We start from the raw sequence: 20,070 nt of genomic DNA, 5'->3' as shown, positions 1-20,070 counted from the left end.
TCTATTGGTTCCTTTGGCTCGAAATAGATAAAGACTTAGCAGGTTGAGAAACGAGTGGAACAAATGGAACAAATGCTTATGTCAGTGTATCAGAAATCCATTCACAGAACTGTTCAAATGTTAAGAAGCACTAAAAAAGACCCCGATTTTGAGGCCACTAACGATTCTTAATAGTTTTTCTTGTTCTTGTTGATATAAAGAAATACACTCCCGAAAACGCTCAACAAAAGTGTGAAATATAACAATATATCAGGAAGGTACTGGGTTGAAACAATTTCAAGCAAATGAAGTACAATCAATAAAATAATACCTAGATATAAGAAATTAAATAGCATATTATTTGTTTTATACGTTATCTCCTTACCTCTTTCATCTTTTGCTTCATCACTTGATTGGAATTTCAATATATATATTTGACTAAGAAATATTAAAACAATGAATAAAATCTTTAACATTAACATTCCTACACCTCTTCCTTATAATCAAAAACTTCAGTTAATGGCTTATCAAAAGCATTTGCAATTTTGAAAGCAAGGATAAGGGATGGGTTATATTTGTTTTTCTCAAGAGTTGCAATGGTTTGGCGACTAACACCAACCCTCTTTGCAAGTTGTTCTTGTGTCCATTCCTTTTCTGCTCTGAAAACTACTAACCTGTTTTGTAACAATAGCATCACCTCTGAAAATAATTGTAATCTATTTCTTACAATTTGTAAATTATTTCTTACAAAACTTTGGAGGCTCCATGTTCAAAAGATTTACTATAAAGCAACAATCTTTTAGAAAACAGCCTTATCTAAAAAAGATTCGAGAAGCTAAACTTCTCGAATCTTTTCTATTTAAGGACCTACCCTTGAATCAAATATGAATTTATTTCAAAGCGATATAAAACGATACACCTATCGCGGCAAATAAGACTAAAAACGGAGCAACAAATATTAAAAAGTTGTTTAACATCGTTTCATCACTCCCTTTTTCCTTTTATATATTTTTTGTCAAACAAGAACAAACGTAGTAGCAGGTACAGGGAAGGAATGAGTAACATCATTCCAAGTACAAAAGCAATAATTAAAGCAATCGCCATCGCTTCATTCGTGAATCCATCATAGATTGTTAAATACGGATACAATAAGTAAGGATAATGAGAAATACCATATCCGAAGAAAGCGAAAGCAAATTGTCCAATTAATAACCAAAGGGAAAGGGCATAATTTCTTTTTTTCCATAACAACCAAACGGTACCAAGCCATAAAATAAAGGAGATCGCGAACATCCACCATAAGTCGAGAATGCGAGTATAGTGCTCGAAATTATGGCCTCTTAGCTCAATGATAATGCCTGAAGCCGCCACAATTAATGGGATTGCCCAAATAAGAGCATATTTCCTCATCAGAGAGGTCGCTTTTTTATCGCCTGTTTCATTGGCATACCAAGTTAAAAAGACGGCCGAGATATAAAGAACAGCGATAATGCTCAGAACAACGATTGCCCAAGTGAGTGGACTTGTAAATAAGGCTAAATAATCAAGTGTAGGATTGCCTGTCTCCATAGAAACAAATCCACCTTCTGAGATCGTTAACACAATTGAAAGGGAAGCAGGAATGAGGATTCCAGAAGCCCCATACATAAAGGCGTAACCCTTATGTCCCTTTTTCCCATATGATTCAAATGCGTAATAGGAGCCACGTATCGCCAGTAATATTAAGGCGATACTTCCTGGAATTAATAAAATCGTGCCAAAATAGTAAGCTGTCTCTGGAAAGAAACCGACAATTCCTACAAAGAAAAAGACAAAGAAGACATTCGTTACTTCCCAGACCGGTGATAAATACCGTTGAATAACGTTAGAGACAATATGTTGTTTTCCAGTCAAAATGCTATAAGCATTAAAGAAACCCGCCCCATAATCAATCGAAGCGACAATCACGTACCCAAATAAAAATAACCAAAGTACGGAAACACCGATAATTTCTAAACTCATGATGGCTTCCCTCCTGAGTAACGTTCTAAGTCCTTTTCAATTGGGTTATCACGGAACATTCTTCTTAAAACCACAATTGTCCCAATTCCTAAAACGAGATAGAGAAGAATAAAGAGAATAAACATTAAACCAACATAATCACTCGTTGTAGCGGCTTCGTCGATCGTCATAATCCCTCGTAATATCCACGGTTGACGGCCAACTTCTGCCATCCACCATCCAGCTTGTATCGCAAGGAAGGAGAGCGGTCCACCCAAGACAATTAACCATCGATACCATCTTTGTTGAATAAAGGGCCATTTTCTCCAAGTTGCGACCCAATAAATAAAGGAGAGAGCTAACATAAAGACGCCAATCGTGACCATTGTGTCAAAGAAATAATGAATCACAAGTGGTGGTTGAACCTCTTCTGGGAATTGGTCTAACCCAATGACCTCTGCAAAAGGATCGCCATGAGCTAAAATACTTAAAGCATATGGGATTTCTATCGCAAATTGTGCTTCATTATTTTCATCAAGAACTCCCCATAAAATAAGCGGTGCTTCGGACGTTGTATCAAAATGCCATTCGGCAGCCGCTAATTTTTCTGGTTGATATTCCGCTAAATACTTACCAGATAAGTCGCCAATAAGGGCTGTAGCTAAGGCAAAAACAAAGCCAATTTTCATTAATAACGTTAAAGACTTCTTATGATATGTCTGATTCGCTCCTTGTAAAAGGCGGAAGGCTGCAATTGCTGCAAGCACAAAGGCAACTGTCATATAAGCCGTTGCTAGAACATGGGTAACCTTTGTTGGCATAGATACGGTAAACATAGCGGCTATCGGGTTTACATTGACGAACTCGCCATTTATAAGTTCAAAACCGCCTGGAGAATTCATAAATGAGTTCACAACGGTAATAAAGTAAGCCGACATCGCCCCTCCAATAGCAACCGGAATCAAAAGTAATAAATGCTTTTTCTGATTATCAAAACGATCCCAAGTATATAAATAAATGCCCAAGAAGATCGCTTCAAAAAAGAAGGCAAATACTTCCATAAAAAGTGGCAGGGCAATAATATTACCAGCTAGCTCCATAAAACTTGGCCATAATAACGCTAATTGCAGACCAATCGCCGTCCCAGTTACAACTCCGACAGCAACAGTAACGACAAATCCCTTTGCCCATCTACGAGCCATGAGCATATAGTGCATATCATTTTTTTTGATTCCAACCCATTGGAATATCATAATCATCAGTGGCAGCCCGACACCGACCGTTGCATAAAAAATGTGAAAGGATAATGTGAGTAGTGTAAGCATTCTACTCATAAATACTGGATCTTCAAATAACATCTAAAAAACACCCCTTTATATAGGAATAAAAATCTATGATTCACTCATCATAAAAAAATACCTGCTTATCGAATAGATTCCTTAAATCAGGTACCCTAACTTTTTAGTTATTAATCAAAAGTGTAATAAAATCCTAACATGAATTTAAGCTGATTTTATAAGGAAAATGTTAAATCTCTATGAAGTGAAGGTAAGGTTTGAAAATATGACACAAATAAGGAGAGGTGTAAAGGCTTACTTTATTTACATTCATTTATATCATTGAAAAGTGTTACTTTGTCCTTAAGTTTATAAACACTTATATAATTGATCTTATCCCATTTGGCATATCTTAATCAGTTAGAGGAGGACTTTATAGAGGAACATTAGAGGTTGTAGGCTAATAAAACATCTTAATTTTTTGTGAATTTTTAGTGACGAGATTCGACTAATACATAAATGAATGGGAAGGTGAAATCCCTCTAAGGAATGGTTCCTTAGAGGGGTTTTATCTAAAGTGTGTGGGTGCTGAATAGGTTGGTCAATCACACTTAGATGGAAATTATACCATCTGCTTTCTCTTCATTGCATATTGGATCGTATATTCTGCATGTAATTTCGTCGAGTCAAAAAGTGGAATTTCTGAATCGTCAGCGGATAATAATAGTGGAATTTCCGTGCATCCTAAAATAACCCCTTGTGCACCTTGTTCCGCAAGTCTTTCAATAATCGCTTGGTAGGAAGCTTTCGATTTTGGACAGATTCTACCTTGGCAGAGTTCCTGATAGATGACATTGTGTACAGTAGTACGATCTTCATCTGTTGGAATAATGGTTTTAATTCCATGTTTAGCAAGTCTTTCTTTGTAGAAATCTTTCTCCATAGTAAAACGTGTGCCTAATAACCCGATACTAGAAAGGCCTTGTTCCTTAATTGAGTTTGCAATGACATCAACGATATGAATGAGCGGCACAGAGATCGCAGCTTGCACCTCTTCTGCCATTAGATGCATGGTATTTGTACAAATAATGACAAGGTCAGCTCCTGCTTTTTCTAATGACTCGGCAGCATGAATCATTTCATTTGTTGCTTCCTCCCATAAACCGTTGTTTTGAAGCTCTACAACTTCATGGAAATTAAATGAATACATAAGGCATTTTGCTGAATGAAGTCCACCATACTGCTTTTTCACATATTCATTGATTGTTTTATAATAATCTGCTGTTGATTCCCAGCTAAGACCACCGATAAGTCCAATTGTTTTCATTATTTATCCACCTATCTTTCTAAGTCGTTTATGATATATCTAAATTTACCATGTTATACTGGTACGATATAGAGCCAATAAATAGATAAATTTATAGTACCAGATGAATAGGAGGGACCATAGATGCTCTGGTTTGAGGTAAATAGAAAAGGCGATATTAGCCTTACGAAACAAGTGTATCAGCATATTCGTCAATTAATTTTAAGCGAACAATTAACCGGACAATCCCGATTACCATCCACACGTGAATTGGCGAATCAAATAGGTGTATCTAGAAACACGGTGTTAGCTGCTTATGAGCAATTATTATATGAAGGGTATATTTATATGAAAGAGAAATCTGGAACGTATGTAACTCCTGGTATTGCTCTACAAATGGAGTCGCCAAAAGTTGTTGAGGTTCTGAATGAGCAACAACGAATTCAAGAAGAGATCATTGATTTTCGAGCTGCACATCCAGCGATGGATCATTTTCCGAGAAGAGTATGGGGAAAGTTAGTGAAGGAAATTTGTTACGATATTGATAATCAAATTTTTGGCTATGGTAACCCAAGTGGTGATGAGAAATTACAAATAAGTTTAGCAAATTACCTCTTGCGTACTAGAGGGGTAAAATGTCACCCGAATCAAATTGTCATTACCTCAGGGGCAACACAAGGGTTATACCTTATCACAAGGTTGTTAGATGGAAAGGAAAACTCAATTGCTGTAGAGGACCCAGTAACAGATGAAATGCGAGGGATTTTCTTACAAGCAGGTGCAAAGGTTTTACCGATTCCGATGGATGAGGAAGGGATAGTTCCGGGAAAACTTCCAAGAAACTATGCCCCTAACTTTATCTTTGTTATTCCATCTCATCAATTTCCAACGGGAATTACATTAAGTATTCAAAGGAGAATTCAACTTGTAGAATATGCGAGAGAAATGGGATGCTATATAGTGGAGGATGACTATGATAGTGAATTTACATATGAAGGGACAGCCGTTTCCTCTATGCAAAGTCTTGATTCTAATAAGGTTATATATGTAGGAACCTTTAGTAAAATCCTCTCGCCAGCTATAAGAATCGGATATGTTGTGTTACCCCCTGCACTCATTAAACCATTTCAAACGTTAAAGTGGTATGCAGATCGTCATACAAGTACGATAGAACAATTAGCAATGGTAAGGTTTATAGAGGAAGGGTATTTAGACCAGCATATTAGAAAAATGAAACGAATTTATAAGCGAAGAAGGGCGGCATTGGTCAAAGAACTTAAGCAACATTTTCCTTACTGTCATATTGTCGGAGAGGCAGCTGGCATGCATTTAGTCGTAGAGTTTAAACAGATCCAGTTTAATAAGGCTGTTTTAGACAAATTGAATGCCGCTTGTGTACAAGTTTATCCGGTTGAGCATTATTCATTAAAAAAGGGGAGTTATCAAAATCAGATTGTCTTAGGTTACGGGAGTTTAACGGAGGAACAAATAAGGGAAGGTGTTTTGCGTATTGCGGCCGCTTTGCAGGAATTTGCACAAAAACAATAATCAAAAACGGTAAGGGTATTAGATGAGCAGTTAATGAAATACATCAAGGTTGGATTCAAATAGGAAACCTTTGAAGATTCTCGTAAAATCATTCAAGCTTACGAGAATCAGAAATAGTGAACGAAATACAAAAGAAGGCTCCTACAAATTAGGAAAATGATTAATTTGTAGGGCTTTTGTTCACTTGTAAACACTCGGTCAAAGTAAGGTTGTGAAAACATGGGGATGATAATAAAAAAGGTCGTTTCAACCGACGTTATACTTATTCTGAACATTACTATTTTTTCTCAATAGTGGACTCGCTTTTCAGTTGGGCTACTTCTATGAAATTTATTTTTTTTATTAGTTGATGTATCAGTTTTGGAAAAAAGAAAGCTCCAAAGAAAGCACATATAAAGGCTTGCGGCCAAAGTTTTAACCAAGTAAGCAAAAAAGTATTACTAAAACCAAAATTTAATGAGACTAAAATAAATGTAATAAACAAAGACATAGAAAAAGCCATCAATAGAGCAAAAATAACGTTTTTGTATTTAACATTAATATTAATAAAACTCACCTACTTATTATTGAAATAGAACTTTCTCAAGAGTAATAATCATCATATACAATAGAATCATTTCTATATCTTTATGGGTAGATACAACCTTTGATACAGCTCATTAGAATTAAATCTTAGCATCCAATTATGTATTAGTAAAACAAATATTTATAATACAACCATTAGATATTCTAATGCCATTTGTTTAATAGTCACTTTTTTATTATTCGACATTTCCAAATATCCCTTCATTTACAAAATCGTTTCTATTTAAAATTTTCCATAATGTTAAATATACCATATTTTGATTAATTATTGACAAGAACTGACTTCCTTCGCTTCAATGAATTATGTTTTGGACTTTCATTTATTTTTTGTGAATTTAAATAATCAAATGTACTTGACCTTTCGTATAATCATGCATTAAAGGGAATTAAGCCAATCGTGCATTTTCATTTCCTATAACAATTAATATTGATTTACTTCAATTATCCTAATAGCTATAATAGGAAATTAGAATTATGAAAACAAAGGAGGTTGAGCATATGAATTCATATTATGCTTTTATTAAATCAATTGAAACAGGGAGTTTCACTAAAGCGGCGGAAGAACTGGGCTATACTCAATCTGCTATTAGTCAAATGATATATTCACTAGAGAAAGAGCTTTCCTCTACTTTAATTTTACGATCTAGAAAGGGAATTTCATTGACGCCAGATGGGGAAGAGTTTTTTCCATATATTAAAAAAATATATAATTCACATAGGGAACTATTAGAAAAACAAAAAGAGATGGAAGGACTACAAAGTGGGCTTATTCGCATTGGCACATTCACTAGTGTTACGTGTCATTGGCTACCAAAGTTAATAAAGGATTTCAAACAACAATACCCAACTGTTCAGTTTGAGTTAAATCAAGGGAATTATTCTGAGATTTCAAAATGGATTATAGAAGGCAGTGTAGATTTTGGCTTTGTGAATTCTAATACGGCATCAAATCTTACGACCACCGCCTTACAAGAAGATGAAATGCTTGTAGTAATGCCAGAAAATCACCCTCTAGCCGAACACAATAACATCTCAATAAAAGAATTAATGAATGAACCTTATATTTTATTAGATGAGGGTTTAGTAAATGAGCCATTAACAATTTTTAAACAAAATAACATTGAACCAAATATCCATTATCGAGTACATGATATTTTTGCCATTATGTCCATGGTTGAACAAGGTCTTGGTATTTCTATTTTACCAAGGTTAGTCTTAAATAGATGCCCCTATAATATTGTGTCGAGATCCATTTCAACACCTGTTATTCGGACCATTAGTCTTTCTGTTAAGGATAAAAAAGTTTTACCAATTTCAAGTAGATATTTTATTGACTTTATTATTGAAAGGTATGCAAGTTTATCACTTTAATAGTTCAAACAGAAGTCCCCCTGCTCAAAATAGAAAAGATTTAGGTGGGGGACGAATGCTTGCTCTTACATTTTCATTTTGTAGAATATATGTTCCATCTTCAGTTTCGTTAACATAGAAACGTTCTACAGTATCTTTACGTGTTTAGGTGAAAGTTCCGTAATAACCGTAAGATGTATAATATTATCGCACTATTCAGCGAGAGAAAAAACAAAACTTAGTGAATTTTACGATGCTAGGGCATATAGACAAAGTGGCAAGTTATATCGTAAAAAGGAGGGAGCTTGTGTTGAACACTGAGTAAATGAATTGAATCGCATCAAGAAACGATTACTCTAAGTACGTCTTGGATTCATGTACCGGGATTTTTTTGAAAACGAATGAATGGTGTTTGATTCTTATATTTAGTATAAAAAGATAGTTGAAATTTATAAACTCGTTATCCGGACGAGAAAAAGGCAATCCGAATTTTAGCGGACTTCTTTGGGGAAATTCACCACCATACTTATCAGAAAAATTAAGCAATTAAAACCGGAATTGAAATGTGGACGATTATGACGTATTCCTTATATGATATAGGAATACGAATCGATGATATGTTTGAAACTAGCATGGATATTTACCAGGAAATCAAGCAATTTCAGTCATGGGCTGAGTTGGAGAATTTTTTACAGGATAAAGTGAAAGTGATTTGTCATCACCAGCAATGGGATGAAAATTTAAAGCATCGACAACTAGTTGAGCAAATGGTAGATTTTGTTCAAAATCGTATAAGTGAGAATATAACGCTACAAGATATCGCGGATGAGTTATATATTTCGAGAAACTATTTAGGGCAAATTTTCAAGCGAATTGTTGGAGAATCATTTAAAAGTTATTTAACAAGAATTCGAATGGAAAAGGCTAAAAAAATGATTCAAGAAGGGAATTTTCTCATTTACGAAGTTTCGGAGATGGTTGGTTACATTAACCCTGCTTATTTTACTACAACATTTAAAAAGTATACAGGGTATACGCCTACTGAATTAATTCATCGGAAATTATCACAAACATAGTAGGGATTAATCGATAAAAAGATAACACAAAAAAGATATGAAACAAACTTTACCGAGTTTAATAACTGAATCGTAAATAGTTAAGAAGATTGTTTAGCTTTAGAGCGTACAACTTTTGAATTAAATGAAACAAACAGGAGCGTAAAGATGGAAATAATATATTTTGCAGGTGGATGTTTATGGGGAGTACAAGCTTTTATTAAAACGTTACCCGGAGTTAAGTTTACAGAAGCGGGAAGGGCTAATGGAACAAGTTATACACTTGAAGGGGATTATGATGGTTATGCTGAATGTGTCAAAACAGGCTTTGTTCCAACGGTTGTAACGATCAGGGAATTAATGGACTATCTATTTGAAATCATTGATCCATACAGTTTGAATCAACAAGGCGAGGATGTAGGGGAGAAATACAGAACAGGAGTATACAGTGAAAACCCTGAACACTTAAAAGAGGTACAGGCTTTTCTTAATGGGAGAAAGGATAAGGAGCGTATCGTTGTTGAAGTAATGCCTCTTACAAATTATGTGAGAAGTGCTGAAGAACATCAAGATAGGTTAACTAAATACCCAAATGATTATTGTCATATTCCAGAAAAAATATTAACTAAATATAAGTAAGGGATCAAATATGACAGTTGTAAGCTAATCTCCTATAAAAAATATAAAAGTTCATTTAAACCTCCATTATAAGAACGTATGTTTGTTACAATAAGAGTGGAGGCGCTTTTATGAGAAAAATAAAATGTATACTTGCAAAAGAAGAAATTGTAAAAAGATATCTAGAAGGGGAAAGCACATTAGAGATTAGCAATATTGCTAATGTATCACAAAGAAGGATACGAACCATTTTAAACGAAATGAATGTTCAATTTAGACCAAGAGGCAGCTGAAAAAGAAAATATCCATTAAATGAACATTTCTTTAAAGAATGGTCAAACAATATGGCTTATATTCTTGGCTTTTTCGTTGCAGATGGAACTGTAAATGAAATAACTCAAACTGTGAGCTTTGCACAAAAAGATCCAAACATATTGTTAAAAATAAGGGAAGAAATCGGCTCCAATCAACCATTGTATTATAATAAAAAGACAAATGTTCATTTATTAAACCTTAATAGCAAAATATTAAAAGAAGATTTAATGTATATTCATGGGATCCTACCCAATAAATCAAGAACAATCGAGTTTCCAAAAGTTCCAAAAGAGTACTTGAGCCACTTTATTAGAGGATATTTTGATGGCGATGGGCATATTTATCCGTCTAGACATTATTTATGTTTTGTTGGAGGATCTAAAAGCTTTATGAATAGCTTAGTGAATATTTTTAAGGAAAAAGGATTTAAACATAAGTTAATTGAAGTGGATAAGAATTATCGTTTGTATATCACAAATACTAAATCTGTTCTTAATTTTGGAAATTGGATTTATCAGGATAAAGAACTTTATTTAGCCAGGAAATTTGATAAATTCAGATTGTGTCCGTCGAAGACAATATCATGACAAGAAGATCCTTATGTAATAAGGTTTTTTTTAGTTTGTCATAACATTGTCTTCAATTTTTTATTGAAGACAATGTTATGACTTCTCGGTTAATGAAGACAATGTTACGACTTCTCAAATATAAATATGCTTGTTTTTGTATTTTTATACAACGGTGATAAGTTGAAGCGTTTTTGTTATTTAAATGCTTATTCCCTTTAGAAATATTCCTATAATTGAAATAAAATTTATTGTATTTATTCAACAATTCCGAGACAATTATACTAGCCGTTTAGTTGTACATTAACTATTAAGAGGATTATTATGCTAGATTTACCAAAGTCATTAGACCTAAAAGTAAAACGATGTTTACTAACATCATTTAGGGAGGTGGTAATAAACCTTAGGATTGTTTGCAAGTTAATCAACATTTGTTCTTGTCTATTAAAAAATCTTTAATGGAATTACGCTTTGTTGTTTTTTTGAAAAAAACTAATTAACGAAGTTTAACATAGGTCGCTTCCGTTGAGAACAGGCTTCTTTCAAAACTACTTTATGAAGCGTAATATAGTTGACGAATAAAAAGGTATAAAGATATAATGGTAGAATAGAAACGCGATCATACGTTCTTGTCGTTCTGCCATCTAGATGAATTTCTCTTCTCACTTAGCTTTTTGAATAAACCTACACCAAAATAAAAACATCCCAGAACATAATATGAATTAGGAGGTACAAAGGATGAGGAACCTGCAATCTTATTTTCTTGATTTTCATGGTGCAATCAAGTTAGAAATCGATGATAACACAGTCCTGCGTGAAAAACGTGAGGAGTTGCTTGATGTCTTAAAAGAAAACATCGATTTTGAAGAAGGCAAGTATGATATTTTTCATCAAGGTAGTTATACAATGCACACTGGAGTTAAGTCATTAGAGGGCGGCGATTATGATATAGATGTCGGCCTTTTGTTTAACATCTCGACTGAAGACTATCCAAATCCAGTTGTAGCAAAGAAGCTTGTATATAATGCATTAAAGGATGATTATGAAGACACTGAGATGAAGTATCCTTGTGTGACTGTAAAGTTCGAAGGGGAAGGTGATGAAGAGGACCTAAATTATCATGTGGACTTTACGATATATTCAACTGAAAATGATGATGGTCAAACGTACCTTGCAAAAGGGAAGCTCGGAAGTGGGAGTGATAGCAGGATCTGGGAGCATTCTGATCCAAAAGAGTTGGTAAGAACCATCAAAGAAAACCTTACCGATAAAGAAGACCGTAAGCAATACAGAAGGGTTATTCGATATTTAAAGCGATGGAAAGACTTGAAGTTTAAGGGTGTCGTGAACCGTCCTTCAGGAATTGGGTTAACAGTAGCTGGTTTAACTCACTTTCATCCGCATTTTTCTTATAACGCATTTACTAAGACATACGATGACTTGGACGCAGTGAAATCGTTTGTTCAAAATATGATTAACTCATTTAGTTATAGGTTTAATGATGACTCTGAATTGGAAGAGCGGTTAGAGGTGAATCTACCTACTCCTCCATATAACGATATTTACGAGAAGATGACAGGCGGCCAAATGAAGAATTTCAAGACCAAGCTGGAATCCTTGCGTGATATTTTGAAAGAGGCAAGAGATGAAACGGACCCAGTAAAGGCATGCGAAATATTACAAAAAGAGTTCGGAGAAGACTTCCCTGTTCCGACCAAGAAGGAATCCGCTCAGCAGAGAGGACCAGCCATCATGGTAGACCATTCTTCTGCATGAGGTGTGTTTATGTCAGATGTTTATACTATTGAAAACCTGGACTTGGGGAAGCTCTTTGCAGAAGTGCAGGTAGTAGATGTACAACAATTAAAAAGTGAACGGAGTCAGTTTCTCTATGCATTTGAGGGGAAGATATGCGTGTTGGATGACCAATTTACGATTCAGCTTGCTCTTCCTTCTCACTTTCCTTTGAAAAAACCTATGTATTTCTTGAAAAATCGTCAAGAAGCTGGTTTTATTCCTCATATAGAACCAGATGGATTTATATGCTATTCACATGACGAAGGTGTACTGCTCGATAGGAACAACCCTAAAGGGATTATATATGAATCGTTTCAGCGTGCAAAAAGAACGCTGGAAGAGGGCGTTCTTAAATTGAACTCAGAGGACTTCTTGATTGAGTTTGAAGCATTATGGTCAAGGCAGGAAGGGATTTGCCGTACTGATGCTATTATCACTCCTGAAGAACACTTTAAAAAGATATTGGTTTTTCAGGATGAGAAGCGAAGAAAATCAATTTTATTAGATAGCATTAATGATAGTACAGTTCAATATATGAACAATTTATATAGCAGCAGAGTGTTAGATGAATTTAAAGAGAGCAAAGGAATATATATTCCCTTGAGAAAATCTTCTTCCATAAGACCACCTGCATTTTGGGATACATGGGATATAAAGGACTATCGTCAGCTTATCAACAACAACATTACGGCTTCAACCAAGAAGAGCCTCAAACAATATTTGAAGAAGAAGTTAATGCAAAAGGGGGATGAAGAGTATATTGTACTTGGAATTCCTATTCTAAAAGAGCAAAGAGCTCTTATAGGGTTAAGGCTTTCTGCTTTCCGTGCTGAAAAGGGAAAAGGAAAAAATTTTCCCTTTCTTCACCCTTTGAGAAAAAAACAGGCCGCATTTGAAATTACTCCATTGGATATTAAACGACATGATAAGGGTTACTTGCTAAATAGAACCCAGGGGCATAGTAGAATTTCTGATAAGAGAGTGACGGTCGTAGGGATCGGTTCATTAGGAAGTAGGATATGCTTTGAATTAGCAAGAGCGGGGATTGGTAGGTTTACTTTGGTTGACAAAGACAGCCTAGATATCGATAACATTTATCGGCATGAATTAGGTATAAGTGATGTTTATTTTAAGGGTACTGATAGATATTATCATTTTCCTAAGACAGAAGCGATGAAAAGAGCTATGGAGAATAAATTTCCGTTTATCGAGGTTGAATATGAAACCTCGGATATTCTAGAAATCCTTTACCGAGAACCTCAACTATTGCTTGAATCTGACTTAGTTATCATCGCTCTCGGCTCCCCGACGGAAGAGCTATTTGTAAATGAATTGATGCGTCAAATGGACGGTGCGCCACCTATCATTTTCACATGGCTGGATCCCCTTGGATTAGGCGGGCATGCCTTATCAACAAAAAAAGGAACAAAGGGGTGCTTTCAGTGTCTATTTTCTCGACCAGATGCTCCGCGACGATTAATTGCAAACCAAGCGTCCTTTGCAGCCCCAGATCAATATTTCAGAAAATCTTTGGCAGGATGTCAATCTGTTTTCACTCCCTATGGTTCAATAGATGCCCTTGAGACTGCCGTTATGGCGACTAGATTGGTTTTAAGGGTTTTGACAGGTGAAGAAAAGGACAACCCTCTCATGTCTTGGAAGGGTGATCCTTCGGAACTCCTTAGTCAAGGGTATCACTTAAGTCAGAGATATGAATTTTCTTCCAAAAGGTTGTTTGATACTCGTTATCTATATAAGAACGAAAATTGTGCAATATGTCAGGCTGGTGAAACACCATGATTTTCTCCTTAAGTCCAACCTCAAAATTAAAGATAAACGATGATGTTCTAGATAGGTTACATGTGTATCGTCAACTAGGAAGCACGGATACGGAAGCAGGCGGAGTTTTAATGGGAAGATTTTTAGAAGGCTCTGATAATATCATCATTGATTTAATAACAGAACCGATGGAAAAAGACACACGAGAAAGATGCTTCTTTAAAAAACACCTAGCAATCCATCAGGAAATTGTTGATAAAATTTGGGGAGAAAGTGATGGTACCTGTAATTATGTGGGAGAATGGCATACTCATCCTGAGAAGCACCCTTCCCCTTCTTTCCACGATAAAAGGGAGTGGAAGAAAGTGTTGAGAAAGACACAGTGTGAATCAACATTTCTTTTTTTCTTAATTATTGGGACCGAATCTATCGGAGTTTGGGTAGGTAATCGGAAGAATGAAAAAATAAAAAAGTTAGAGGTGTGGAACAAATGAGCAGAGACCCTTTTAAATTTTCCACGGTGGATGACCGTTCTTTATGGGTAAGTTCAGGTGGAATGTGTGCCAAGTGTAAGACAGCCTTAATTCTGGATGATGTTGATGCAAAAGTAAATATTGGAGAGAGAGCTCATATTATTGGTAAAGCAAAGGGGAAAGGAAAGAAAGGTGGACCGAGGCGAGAATTTGCTGAAGAATTCAGCATAACGGATGAAAATGTTGATTCTCTTGAGAACCTTATGCTTATGTGCAGTCCATGTCACCATACAATTGACACAAATGTTAAGGCGTACCCTCCTCAAGATTTGTTTGATATGAAAGAAGATCATGAAAGCTGGGTGAGAGAACAGCTTTCTAAGAAAAATAAGGCAATCGTGGTGGTTCACAAGCGCAAGAACCCGATGCCCGTCGATTCCATCCTTTTGTCAAAGGAGACGAACTGTTTATTGTTGGATGCGGTTTCTTTTCAGGAGGAATTTATTGATTTTACTGATGAAGGGTGGGGTGCTGGCAAAAAAGATAATGAAGATTTCTTTCATAAAGTGGTGAATTCAAAGAGAGAAAATGAGGGTACCTATCTTTATGTTTTCCCACTATCTCCGATTCCGTTATTAATTCATTTGGGAAGTTTAATATCCGATACAACAGCTGCTGTCGTTCATCAGTTTGATAGGGACACTCAAATGTGGTGTCATGAAAATATGAATCCTGATAAAAATGTCCGTTTGCCAGAAGTTAAGATAGCGGAAAACGTTCATGATAAATTAGTGGTCACTGTTCAAGTGAGCGGAAATATTAATGAAAAGGATATAAAAGATACAGTTGAAGGTTCATTCCAAAGGTTTGATATCAAAATTGATGAGCCTAAATTAAATGCTGTTTTATATGAGAATGATGTTGAAGTTCTGAAAAGTGTCTTCCGAAAAGAAATATACCGATTACAAAATGAAAATCAGTATTCAGAAATTCACTTGTTCTATTTCGGTCCAGCAGGGTTGGCTGTGGAAATCGGCCGCTGCATTAATCAAAACATGCTACCCGAAGTTCACTTGTATGAATATAACAATAGGTCTGATACAAAATATCAAAGAGCAATCACTATTTAATGAGTATTAAAAGTCCCACAGGATCTTTAATTGAGTAAGAGTTATGTTTTAATACTGCATTTTTTGATTCCTAGTACAATGATACTATTCAATATAAATGGATATTCCTTAATTGTCGCGATTGTGGAAGAACAAAGCCTAATTCCTTGTTAAAACTAAGAGAAATAGGCTTTTTTACTTAAAAATCGTTGACGTTCTTCTATTAGTAAACCTGTTGACATTAAGTGGTATATTTGAGCAGTTACCTAATGAAGGGGATCTATTACTGCTCTTATATTATTAACAAATTTAAAGAGGTAATGTTATTGGAAGTTATATAGAACCTGAATTTATGCAAATATGCAGGTAAGATTAAATTAATAAACGCTATATTATTCTAAAAAATATTAAGCTTGGATTAAGATAAAAGTTTATATATTTTGGTATTAAATTGAATTAAACGGTTCACACTGTTCTATTATAAAGGTGGTGAACCGATGATAGTCATTAAGCAAAATAAAATTACATTTAATAAAAATTGGATAAATAAATATGAATCTATTTGGTGTATTCTGGAGAAACTCTCCTGGGCTAATATGGTTAAGACAGCAGAAATTGTAGCACTATTTGATAGAAATAGTCTTCAGTTAAAAAAGAGTGCAACCCTTCTAACAGTTGATAGATTACCTTCATTTATAAGAGAACACCAACAAAATATCATAAATGATTTATTTGGAAGAAATTACATCCTTAATAAATCAGATTTTTTTAGTGGTCATTTAAAGTATTGTCCTAAATGTATTTTAAATGGATATCACAGCATTTTTCATCAATTGATTTTCTTAAACAAATGTCCATATCATAGTACAGAAACACTCCAAACTTATTTAGGCAATGGTAGTTACTCTTTAAGTAATAATCCTTTGAATCTATTTTATAAACATAAAAATATATTATTAAAGATACCAGATTGGTTTATAACAAAAAAATTGCCTTTAATTAATAAAGAAGTGTTGGATTTTTTAAGAATAACTGATAAAAAACAAAAATATTCATTAGTTTATGCAGTCCTGCCACCAAAACATAATATAACTTTATCTCTATTAAACAAAAAGTTTAATAAAGTTACAGAAAATAGGGTAGTTAAAAAAAATAAAAAGATAAATTATGGTAAATATCATTTTCATTATGAAAAAAATTGTAGTAACTGTCAAAAGAAATTATTTGATGCTACATTTTCTGTGTTTAAATGTTATGCAAGATTTTTAAGAAAGAAATATTTATTACAACATAAAAAGTGTATTCATTTTATTACACGTTTACACCCTACATTTAGCGGTTGTAATATAGCATATGCCTATTTAAAATGGAGAATGATTAATGAGAATAGTAGTATTTATAACATACACAATAAAAAAACAAAAAGACAAATGCACAATATAAATCAACAGATTTTCACTAAAAACTATAATAATTTCATTATGAACATCATTACAAATATTACAGATATCGACAATGATATTAAATGGAGCTTTCAAACTGTTGAGTGGATTATTAATAATGTTTATTTATTATCTTTAGAAAATGAGTGGGAAGAAATAAAAGGTTTAGAAAGCTTATGTACTAACGAAGAAAAGGGAAGGGCTAGTGAAAATTTCTTATTAATTGAGGTTAATTTATTTAAAAATTCAATCACGATTCACTAAGAAATCTATACACAGGAAGGCAAGTGAAATTTTGAAAGTCAAAGAGGTCTTTCAATAAAAACATTAAACGACAAAGCCAAGAAGTTTATTGAAAGATTAATGTAAATCAACCAAATTCACCTGTTTATTATGAATAATTAGTATTATTGATTAAAATGAGTTTAAAACAAACATACAGAAAAAAGGAAGGAGGGTGGTAAAATAAAATTTTGTTTTCAAAACGATACTGAGAGATTAATATCAATTCATCCTGCGACATTTACTTCCGGCTGTACAACAGATAATAGTCCAATAAAACACTTAGATGAAAGAGAATTTATTCTGCCATACAATACTTACCCTAAAGTGAAATTATGGGATTACGGAGATGAAAGGGGTCTTCAAATATTAGTTACACCTGTGAAGAATTAAAGTAATAATTTCTTGCTACAACATTTTACATGTATCAGTAGTACTGAATCAATAAATAATAAACTATAAATAATCTCAAAAAGGTTGTCAGTTTAGTCTCGACAGCCTTTTTAATGTTTCATAAATACCTAACAAAACTATTATCTATATGCTAAAATTAGACTAATTTCTAAATATTCTTTCATTTAATTTGTGGTTAAGTTTTGTAAAACCTGATCACATATTAGTAAACAAAAGTACCAAATAAACCTTATAAGGTTAGTCTAGTCGTTTATTATAATAATAGGAGAAGGGTAAAATTAATGGAAAATAAAAAACAATATACTTGGTCAAATAATTGGATACAACCTTATGAATCGCCTTGGGGAATACTAGAGAAATTTATGTGGGCTAATGTTATAAATGGAAACTCAGTTTTAGCGTTAATTGGGAACGAGAAAATTCAGCAATTAAAAAACATTTCAAGAGCAAGTATCCATCAACGAGATTTGATTAATTTTTCCAGCATTGATTCAAAATTGAGTCAAAAGATAATTGGTATAGACTTAAAAAAATACCATAACAAATTAACAGATAAAACACTTCATCTTATTCCAAATATTGATCATGAACGTAGTTATTTTCACTCTTATATAGCATACTGCCCTCTTTGTTTAAGTAAAGGATATCATAGTATTTTACATCAAATTAAACTTTTTGACCACTGTGCTTTTCATCCATCTCAAATTCTATTGGACAGGTGTGTAAAATGCGATCAATTAATGCCAGAATATCTTATAAATAGAGGCAACCAACCGGCTTTTCATTGTGCCTGTGGCCACAATTTTTTAAATTCAAATATAAGTTTAATATTTTTTTCGTGGCAAAAACATCTAAAAATTAAGAACAGGATCATAAGTGCTTGGCTTAAATTACCACGCAATGAAGTTCATAAATATCATATAATTTACCCTTTTGATAATTATAATATAAGTTTTGAAGTCGATAAAAAAGAGACGGATTATCTAAGACTAATACCAAAATTATTAATTAATGCTTTTAATGAAGATATTCTAAACAATGAAGTAATAAAAATTTCTTCTAAGGTTGATATCTTTAAGATTAAAAATAATTATCAACAATTAAAAGATAACTATATAGATGCTTTTCCTACTCTATTTCCACTTTATAATTTTACAAAAAAAGATAGAATTGACAGTGTTTTTTTTGAAATTTATAAACAAACGAGAATTATTTATAAAGCAATAACTCGATTTATTCTCCAAAAAGTGATTAAAGACCATAGCAAATGTGTAAAAATTTTTAATAAAGCAAGGCAAGCCGGCGATTTGTGTCCTCATGCGTATGCTTTTATATTATGGAAAATGGAATGTGAAGGCATCGATGCTTTTTGGAAAATTCGATATTTTAGTAAGACATCTAAAAATCATGAATTTAAGTGTATGAATAAAAAGTTTAGTATTTTTCTTCAGGGTACTTTTATCTCGCATTTAGAAGAAATATTAAATCCTTTCGGAAGAAAAAACGGATTTAATATCATGGAGTGTAATATTAGTGGTATTAAATATATTGTTGACAAAATTATTTCTCATTTGTTAATTGAGCGATATGTTAAATGGCTGGAGCTAGTACAAGATCCAGAAAAATATAAGAATCCTGATGATTCAATACCAATGTATATTGCTAAAATTCCACAAAACTTAAATGGAGAAGTAAGTTTTCACTTTCAAAAAAGTAGAATCGATTACATGAACTACATTGTTAAGGATTTAAATGAAAAATTCACTTGTCCTTTTAACAAGCGGACTAAATATCCAACTTATGAATCTCCATTAAAAATTCAAATAGATGCATTGGATTTTTAATAATACATGGGAAATGAGTTTAGACTATTCCAAAAGTTTAGTACCATAAAATTGTAAAAGAACTAAAAAATTAATAGTTAGCCACCTTTTATATTATTAATCTAAGTTGCGAATTTTCATTAACTTCACAGATACTTTACAACCTTCATTTATAATTATCTTGAAATGGAGATTGTTTATGAACTAGTCAGAATAAAAGATGACTATGAAAGCAAAAGCATCAATTTATCAAACAGTTGGTGTTGGTGCTTTTATGCAGGATTAATTTTTGCCCCATTTAATTTTATCTTAGTATTTAGTGGGAGGGGAATTTATTCAAACTACAGGTTGAAGCATATCTATATCAAGATT

Annotated in this window: 19 protein-coding genes; 12 read left to right on the top strand and 7 right to left on the bottom strand. The window is 33.5% G+C overall.

What is annotated here, in order from left to right; all coding sequences use genetic code 11:
* Positions 1-167: 167 nt before the first annotated feature.
* The 6 genes from AA0017_RS08405 to AA0017_RS08380 all read right to left on the bottom strand — a co-directional run bounded on the left by AA0017_RS08405 (position 168) and on the right by AA0017_RS08380 (position 4,563).
* Entirely contained in the window at positions 168-461 is a 294-nt protein-coding gene (locus AA0017_RS08405; RefSeq protein WP_413380870.1) for a hypothetical protein, read from the bottom strand.
* A gap of 2 nt (positions 462-463) precedes the next feature.
* On the bottom strand, positions 464-667 hold the full coding sequence (locus tag AA0017_RS08400; RefSeq protein WP_413380868.1) for a helix-turn-helix transcriptional regulator: 204 nt from the start codon (positions 665-667) through the stop codon (positions 464-466).
* A 202-nt stretch (positions 668-869) separates the two neighbouring features.
* Positions 870-956 (bottom strand): cytochrome bd oxidase small subunit CydS, encoded by an 87-nt coding sequence (gene cydS / locus AA0017_RS08395; RefSeq protein WP_413382486.1) that lies wholly within the window; start codon positions 954-956, stop codon positions 870-872.
* A 7-nt stretch (positions 957-963) separates the two neighbouring features.
* Complete coding sequence (locus tag AA0017_RS08390; RefSeq protein WP_413380866.1) at positions 964-1,980, bottom strand: cytochrome d ubiquinol oxidase subunit II; 1,017 nt, start codon at positions 1,978-1,980, stop codon at positions 964-966.
* Complete coding sequence (locus AA0017_RS08385; RefSeq protein ID WP_413380864.1) at positions 1,977-3,317, bottom strand: cytochrome ubiquinol oxidase subunit I; 1,341 nt, start codon at positions 3,315-3,317, stop codon at positions 1,977-1,979. The genes AA0017_RS08390 and AA0017_RS08385 overlap by 4 nt, the downstream gene beginning before the upstream one ends.
* 541 nt (positions 3,318-3,858) lie before the next feature.
* On the bottom strand, positions 3,859-4,563 hold the full coding sequence (locus AA0017_RS08380) for an aspartate/glutamate racemase family protein (RefSeq protein ID WP_413380862.1): 705 nt from the start codon (positions 4,561-4,563) through the stop codon (positions 3,859-3,861).
* Between the two features lie 123 nt (positions 4,564-4,686).
* On the opposite strand from AA0017_RS08380, the gene AA0017_RS08375 reads away from it, so the two are divergent.
* Positions 4,687-6,090: a PLP-dependent aminotransferase family protein gene (locus AA0017_RS08375; RefSeq protein WP_413380860.1), complete on the top strand. Its 1,404-nt coding sequence runs from the start codon at positions 4,687-4,689 to the stop codon at positions 6,088-6,090.
* Positions 6,091-6,367: 277 nt separating this feature from the next.
* Here the strand turns inward: AA0017_RS08375 and AA0017_RS08370 are convergent, their stop codons facing one another.
* The gene (locus AA0017_RS08370; protein ID WP_413382483.1) at positions 6,368-6,592 is read right to left on the bottom strand and encodes a DUF2798 domain-containing protein; all 225 of its coding nucleotides are present in this window, start codon (positions 6,590-6,592) and stop codon (positions 6,368-6,370) included.
* 581 nt (positions 6,593-7,173) lie between these two features.
* Here AA0017_RS08370 and AA0017_RS08365 point away from each other — a divergent pair.
* From AA0017_RS08365 to AA0017_RS08315, 11 genes are all read left to right on the top strand, one after another.
* Positions 7,174-8,046, top strand: coding sequence for a LysR family transcriptional regulator (locus AA0017_RS08365; RefSeq protein WP_413380858.1), 873 nt, complete (start codon positions 7,174-7,176; stop codon positions 8,044-8,046).
* A 554-nt stretch (positions 8,047-8,600) separates the two neighbouring features.
* Positions 8,601-9,101 carry a helix-turn-helix transcriptional regulator gene (locus AA0017_RS08360; protein WP_413380856.1) on the top strand — a complete coding sequence of 167 codons (501 nt, stop codon included), beginning with the start codon at positions 8,601-8,603 and terminating at the stop codon, positions 9,099-9,101.
* Positions 9,102-9,248: 147 nt separating this feature from the next.
* Positions 9,249-9,719, top strand: coding sequence for a peptide-methionine (S)-S-oxide reductase (locus AA0017_RS08355; protein ID WP_413380854.1), 471 nt, complete (start codon positions 9,249-9,251; stop codon positions 9,717-9,719).
* Positions 9,720-9,829: 110 nt separating this feature from the next.
* The gene (locus AA0017_RS08350) at positions 9,830-9,991 is read left to right on the top strand and encodes a hypothetical protein (protein ID WP_413380852.1); all 162 of its coding nucleotides are present in this window, start codon (positions 9,830-9,832) and stop codon (positions 9,989-9,991) included.
* Positions 9,992-10,042: 51 nt separating this feature from the next.
* Complete coding sequence (locus AA0017_RS08345) at positions 10,043-10,600, top strand: LAGLIDADG family homing endonuclease (protein ID WP_413380850.1); 558 nt, start codon at positions 10,043-10,045, stop codon at positions 10,598-10,600.
* A 717-nt stretch (positions 10,601-11,317) separates the two neighbouring features.
* Positions 11,318-12,355 (top strand): nucleotidyltransferase, encoded by a 1,038-nt coding sequence (locus AA0017_RS08340; protein WP_413380848.1) that lies wholly within the window; start codon positions 11,318-11,320, stop codon positions 12,353-12,355.
* A 9-nt stretch (positions 12,356-12,364) separates the two neighbouring features.
* A complete protein-coding gene (locus tag AA0017_RS08335) occupies positions 12,365-14,176 on the top strand; it encodes a ThiF family adenylyltransferase (RefSeq protein WP_413380846.1) in 1,812 nt (603 codons plus the stop codon).
* Positions 14,173-14,649 (top strand): Mov34/MPN/PAD-1 family protein, encoded by a 477-nt coding sequence (locus AA0017_RS08330; RefSeq protein WP_413380844.1) that lies wholly within the window; start codon positions 14,173-14,175, stop codon positions 14,647-14,649. Before AA0017_RS08335 ends, AA0017_RS08330 begins: the two co-directional genes overlap by 4 nt.
* Positions 14,646-15,758 carry an SAVED domain-containing protein gene (locus tag AA0017_RS08325; protein WP_413380842.1) on the top strand — a complete coding sequence of 371 codons (1,113 nt, stop codon included), beginning with the start codon at positions 14,646-14,648 and terminating at the stop codon, positions 15,756-15,758. Before AA0017_RS08330 ends, AA0017_RS08325 begins: the two co-directional genes overlap by 4 nt.
* Before the next feature lie 476 nt (positions 15,759-16,234).
* Positions 16,235-17,443, top strand: coding sequence for a hypothetical protein (locus tag AA0017_RS08320; protein WP_413380840.1), 1,209 nt, complete (start codon positions 16,235-16,237; stop codon positions 17,441-17,443).
* A 713-nt stretch (positions 17,444-18,156) separates the two neighbouring features.
* On the top strand, positions 18,157-19,719 hold the full coding sequence (locus AA0017_RS08315) for a hypothetical protein (RefSeq protein ID WP_413380838.1): 1,563 nt from the start codon (positions 18,157-18,159) through the stop codon (positions 19,717-19,719).
* Positions 19,720-20,070: the final 351 nt, after the last annotated feature.

Source organism: Alkalihalobacillus phoenicis, assembly GCF_047302405.1.
GTDB lineage: Bacteria > Bacillota > Bacilli > Bacillales > Bacillaceae_D > Alkalihalobacillus.
This window is presented reverse-complemented; position numbering and strand designations above follow the sequence as displayed.